Consider the following 6,046-nt stretch of genomic DNA (forward strand, 5'->3'; position numbering starts at 1 on the left):
AAGTATTGAAGGGGCTTGACGATGTGGGTCTGGGCTACCTGATCCTTGGCCAGCCGCTCTCCACCCTATCGGGCGGCGAACGTCAGCGGCTCAAGCTCGCCGCCGAACTGGGCAAAAAGGGCAATATCTATGTGCTCGACGAGCCGACGACGGGGCTGCACATGAATGACGTCGATACGCTGATCGGGCTGTTCGACCGGCTGGTGGAGGCGGGGTCTTCGGTGATTGTCATCGAGCACAATCTCGATGTGATTTCGCGCGCCGACTGGGTGATCGACCTGGGGCCGGGGGCGGGGAATGAAGGCGGGAATGTGCAGTTTGAAGGCGTTCCGGCGGATCTCGCCAAGGCAAAACACTCCTTGACCGGGCAGCATCTGGCGGCGCGATAAGGATTCGACTTGTGGCATAGGCGGGGCGGGGCAGCGCAAAGCCCCGCCTTGCCGCGTTTCAATTGTGGCGGCTTTGGGGCATGCGCTGGGTGCAGTTCTCAATCACGGTTGGCCGCGTTGACCGCATAGCTAGGAACATCTCCACTCAGGCTCTTAGCTTTGGATGGGAGATGCGTTCTTGCCGAGAATTCTCTACCTGGTCCACAACCTCTCCGACCCCGCCGTATCGCGGCGGCTGGCCATGCTGCGCCTCGGCGGAGCAGAGGTGGAGATAGCCGGGTTCCGTCGCGCCGATGCGCCAGTCGCGGATCTGCCGGCGGAGACCGTGGTCGAACTCGATATTACCCATGACGCGCGCATGTTGCAGCGGCTGCTGGCAACGCTGAAGGCGCGCTATGGCGCCAAGCGCTGGGCCAAGGCGCTGGTGCGGCCGGATGTGATCATTGCGCGCAATCTCGAAATGCTGGCGGTGGCCGAGGGGCTGCTGTCGCTTTGGGATGAGCCGCCGGCGCTGGTCTATGAATGCCTCGATATCCATAGGTTGATGCTGCGGCAGGACCGGCTGGGGCGCGGTATGCGGGCCGTGGAGCAGCGGCTGATGCGGCGGGCCAACCTGCTGATTACGAGCTCGCCGGCTTTTCTCGAGCGCTATTTTGACGAGCAGGGGGCGCCGCCGGCGCTGCTGATCGAGAACAAGGTTTTCGCGCCTGGGCATGATGCCGTCGGGCGCAATTCGGCGCTGGATGGCGTCGAGGGTCCGGTGCAGCTCGGCTGGTTTGGCGCGCTGCGGTGCAGGAAGTCGCTGGCGGCGCTGGATGGCGTTTCGCGCGCGCTGCGCGGCAAGCTGGAGGTGACCCTGCGTGGGCGCCCGGCGCTGACTGAATTCGAGGATTTTCACGGCACCGTCGAGGCGGCGCCGCATGTGAGCTTTGGCGGGGCGTATCGGTACCCCGATGATCTCGCCCCGATCTATTCAGGTGTGCATCTGGTCTGGGCCATCGATTTTTTCGAGGAGGGGCAGAACTCGGCATGGCTGCTGCCCAATCGGATTTATGAGGGGTGCCTCAATGGGGCGGTCCCGATTGCACTGGCGGGCACCGAGACGGCGGCTTTTGTCGAGCGGCATGGGATTGGCGTCGTCATTCCGGACATCGAGCAACAGACGCTGGTGGAGCTTTTCGGCCGGATGACGCCGGAGCGGCTGCGGGAGTTGGCGGGAGCGGTTGCGGCCGTTGGAAAGCGCGCTTTCCGCTGCGAGGCGGAGGAATGCGTGGCGCTGGTGTCGCGGCTGGCGGGTGTCGCCGGGATCAAACGAGAGACGGAGTTGGCGGCATGAGTGGCGTTCTCATCATCGTGCCGACGCTGAACGAGAGCCGGCATATCGGGCCGCTGCTCGATCTGTTGCTGGCCGAGGCAGAGGCGCTCGATGCACGGATCGTCGTGGCCGATGGCGGCAGCACGGACGGGACGCGCGATATCGTGTTGGCGCGGGCGGTCGAGGCTCCGCGCGTGGTGCTGATGCACAATCCGCGGCGGATACAGTCGGCGGCGATCAATCTGGCTGTGGCGCAGTTTGGCGATGGGATGGACTATCTCATTCGTATCGATGCGCACGGGACCTATCCCGATGATTTCTGCCGCGCGCTGGTCGCTGAGGCGGAGGAGCGCGGCGTGGCGAGTGTCGTAGTCCCCATGACGACCAAGGGCCACGCCGCCTTTCAACGCGCGGTGGCGACGGCGCAGAATTCGCCGATCGGCACCGGTGGTTCGGCGCATCGCATGGGGCTCGGCAGCGGGCCGGTGGACCATGGGCATCACGCGCTGATGCGGGTCGATGCGTTTCGGCAGGTCGGCGGGTATGACGAGAGTTTTCGCGCCAACGAGGATGCCGAGCTTGATTTCCGGCTGCGGGCGGTGGGGCACACGATCTGGCTCACTGACCGGACGGGCATGATCTACTATCCGCGTTCGACCATGGCGGGGCTGTTCCGGCAGTATTTCGGCTATGGCGGGGGCCGGGCGGCCAACATCCTGAAGCACAGGATGCGGCCGCGGTTGCGGCAGATGGCGCCGTTGGCGATCTTGCCGGTGGTGCTCCTGGCGGTGCTATCGATCTGGCACTGGGCCTTTCTCATTCCGCTGGCGCTGTGGGGCGTCGGGTGCATCGCGCTCGGCATGGCTGCGGCGCGCAAGCACTATCCCGAATATGGCACGCCAATGGTGCTGTCTCCGCTCGTTGGCTGGGCCGCGATGATCATGCATTTCGCCTGGTCGTCGGGGTTCTGGCTGCATCTCGTCCAGCGCCCGTTTCGGCGCGAAACCGTGTGAGGCCGCATGGCTCGGATCGATATCTGCATTTGCACTTTCAGGCGGCCATTCCTGGTCGAAACGCTGCGCTCGGTGGCGCGGCTCGATCGCGGCGTGCATGAGCTGCGCGTGATCGTGGCTGACAATGACGAAGTGCCTTCGGCCCGGGAACGGGTCGAGGCGCTGCGGAAGAAAATGGGCATGCCGGTCACTTATGTGCATGCGCCGGCGGCCAATATTTGCGTTGCGCGCAATGCCTGCCTCGAGGCGGCGGATGGCGATTTCATTGCCTTTGTCGATGACGACGAGGTGGTGAGCGAGGGCTGGCTGAAGGCTCTGCTCGCCAAGGCGCAGGCGAGTGGTGCCGCAGCGGTGCTCGGGCCCGTGCGCGCGATCTATGAGCCCGATGCTCCGGAGTGGATGGTCGCGGGGGATTTTCACTCGACCATGCCGGTGTTTGTCGGCGGGGAAATCCGGACTGGCTACACCTGCAATGTGCTGATCCGCTGGGTGGCGCCGTTCCGGGCGCTGCGCTTCAATACGGCCCTGGGCCGTTCGGGCGGGGAAGATACGGACTTTTTCTATCGGCTGACGGGGCTGGGCGGGAAGATCGACTATGCGCCCGAGGCCGTGGTCGAGGAACCGGTGCCGGCGGCGCGGGCGAGCATGGATTGGCTGACCAAGCGCCGTCTGCGGTTCGGGCAGACGCATGGCATGCTGCTGGGCGGCGCGCGCCTCAAAAGCCTGCCTGTGGTGGCTGCCAAGATTTCCTTTTGCTGTGTGATGGCCGGACTGACGGCCTTTTCGCCGGTATCGCGGCGCCGCAACTGGCTGCGTGCGGTGCTCCATATGGGCGTGGCGGGGGGCATTCTGGGCCTCGCGCAAGCTGAACATTACGGCCAGCCGGCCGCATCCTGAGCGACTTGCTTTGTCGCGCTTTCGACCCGGAAAACCGGTGACCACTTTTCCGGAAAGCGCTCTAGCGCCAAGGACACGATATGCTTGAAAAGAACATGTATCCCGAAGCGGTGGCGCCTCAGCCATCGGACCTGAAGACCATCGATCTCGATCGTATCTTTTCGCTGATCAGGCGACAGGCGCTGGTGCTTGGGCTTTGCGTGGCGATGATGGTGCTGCTGGCCGGGTTCTACCTGACCATGGCGCCGCGCAGCTATCTGTCGGCGGGGCAAATCCTGATCGACAAGAAGCTCGAACAGGTGACGAGCGGGGAGGCGGTGGCGACCAGCGCGACCGATCTTGAGGCCCAGGTGCTCAATCAGATCGAGGTTTTGCGCTCGAGCCGCGTGGCCAAGGCCGTGGCCGAGGCGGAAAATCTGATGACGGATCAGGAATTCCTCAATCCGCCGCCCTCGTTCAGCCAGCGGGTGAAAAGCCTGATCGGACTTGGGCCGCGGGCGCAGCCGGTGGCTGCGGAAGCGAGCCTTGATGAAGTGGTGGGCATGTTGCGCGCCAATGTGGTCGTTGACCGCATGGGGCGCAGCTCGCTCATTCGCGTGGGTTTCGAGGCGGCGACGCCGGAGCTGGCGCAGCGTATCGCACGGGCCTATGGCGAGGCGCTGCTGCAGGATCAGCTTAATGCCGAGCTGGAAGCGACGAGCGCGGCGGCCGATTGGCTGCAGCAGCGATTGGCCGAGATTGGCGAGAGCCAGCGCCAGGCTATTCTGGCGATCGAACAGTTTCGGCAGGAGACGGGGCTGTCCGTGGGGCAGGATCGTGACCTGACGACGCAGCGGATCGAAAGCCTTTCCACCAAGCTGGCGGATGCGCAGGCGGAAACGGCCCGTCTGCGGGCGCTGTCGGCACAGGTTGGTGCCGTGGTGGCGGCGGGGCCGGAAATGGCGTCGAGTGCGGTAGCGCTGCTGAGTGGCGCGCAGACAGATCCGGCGGAGCTTTCGTTGCTGCGCAACCAGGTGGCGACGCTGACGAGCCGGATTGCCGAGGTGGAGAGCAGCTATGGCGCTGACCATCCGCAGCTCGCGGTACTGAAAGCGGAAAAGGGCGCGCTGGATAGCCGGATTTTCGCACTGCTGCAGAATCTCGATCAGCAATATCGCACGCAGTTGGCCATTGCGCAGGAACAGGAAGCCGGGCTTCGGGGCGATATCAATGCCGAAGGGCAGAGCGCGGGTGCCATTGGGCAGGAGCAGGTGCGGCTCAATGAGTTGCAGCAGCGTTCGGACGCTTTGCGCACGCTCTATAACAGCTACCTCGCGCGTTACGAGGAGGCGGTGCAGCGCCAGAGTTTCCCAATTCCTTCGGTGCGTATCGTGACCGATGCATTGCTGCCCGAGCAGCCGTCGAGCCCGAAGACTGTCGTTATTTTGGCAGCGGCGGTGATTGCCGGGTGCTTCTTCGGCGCGCTGCTGGGTGTTCTCAACGAACTGCGCGAAAGTGGCTTCCGGACCGGGGCGCAGGTGCGTCGCGAACTTGGGATGCGCTTCCTGGGCTACATGCCGAAGCTGCAGATCGGGCGTGGCGATAGCGCAGAGGCACGGCAGCGGACCATTCGCACGCTGGTGCGCGGAGCCTTGGGCACGCGGGTCGGACGGCGGTGGGGTGCGCCTTATGCTGAGGCGCTGAAGTCGACGCGGCTAGTGTTGCAGCCGGTGTCCGATCGCGGCACCGCCGTGGTCGGCGTGCTTTCGGTTTTACCCAATGAGGGGAAATCAACCTTCGCTTTGTCGTTTGCGGAAATGCTGACCGCGATGGGGTCGCGGGTGCTGTTGCTCGATGCTGATCTTGGTGACGGGCGGAATGGCATTCCGACGCGGATCATGCCTTCGCAGCAGGGCGATTGGCGCAATGCGGCGACGACGGATCTCGAAACCGGGCTGGTCATGCTTTCGGCCAGCGCGCCGCAGGCCGGCGGCGGGGATCTGTCGAGCATTGCCATGCAGAAGGTGCTGGCCGAGGCGCGGGGGCAGTTCGACTATGTCATTATCGACCTGCCGGCGCTGGGGCCGGTGATCGACGCGCTTTCGCTATTGCCGCTTACTGATGCCAGTGTGCTGGTGACCGAATGGGGCAAGACTCCGCGGCGCCTGGTGCGCGGCGTGTTCGAGCGCGAGCCAGACCTGGCGGATCACGTCGTTGGCGTGGTGCTCAATAAGGTCGATCTCGGGACCTTGCCGAAGTTTACCGATATTGGCGGGCTGGAGCGGTTTGCCCATCGGGGCGAGGTGCGGGCGGCCAAGGAAACTGAGGCGGCGCAGGGCTGATCCTCAAACAGCTACAAGGTACCTGAGGGCTTCCGGATCCGATCCGGGAGCCCTTTTGTTTGGTGGCTCTTGCACCCCCCCTCGTTCCCTCCCCCTTGTGGGGAGGGATTA

5 protein-coding genes are annotated in these 6,046 nt (G+C 64.5%); all 5 read left to right on the top strand.

Features of this window, described 5'->3' with window-relative positions; translation table 11 throughout:
* Positions 1-389: ATP-binding cassette domain-containing protein (locus ABW043_RS10635; protein WP_353921185.1), on the top strand; the 389-nt coding region annotated here is incomplete at its 5' end.
* Between the two features lie 178 nt (positions 390-567).
* On the top strand, positions 568-1,725 hold the full coding sequence (locus tag ABW043_RS10640) for a glycosyltransferase family protein (RefSeq protein WP_353921186.1): 1,158 nt from the start codon (positions 568-570) through the stop codon (positions 1,723-1,725).
* Positions 1,722-2,717, top strand: coding sequence for a glycosyltransferase family 2 protein (locus ABW043_RS10645; RefSeq protein WP_353921187.1), 996 nt, complete (start codon positions 1,722-1,724; stop codon positions 2,715-2,717). Before ABW043_RS10640 ends, ABW043_RS10645 begins: the two co-directional genes overlap by 4 nt.
* A 6-nt stretch (positions 2,718-2,723) precedes the next feature.
* Positions 2,724-3,614, top strand: coding sequence for a glycosyltransferase family 2 protein (locus tag ABW043_RS10650; RefSeq protein WP_353921188.1), 891 nt, complete (start codon positions 2,724-2,726; stop codon positions 3,612-3,614).
* 80 nt (positions 3,615-3,694) lie between these two features.
* A complete protein-coding gene (locus ABW043_RS10655; RefSeq protein WP_353921189.1) occupies positions 3,695-5,935 on the top strand; it encodes a Wzz/FepE/Etk N-terminal domain-containing protein in 2,241 nt (746 codons plus the stop codon).
* Positions 5,936-6,046 lie beyond the last annotated feature (111 nt).

It is taken from the genome of Devosia sp. (assembly GCF_040509215.1).
GTDB lineage: Bacteria > Pseudomonadota > Alphaproteobacteria > Rhizobiales > Devosiaceae > Devosia.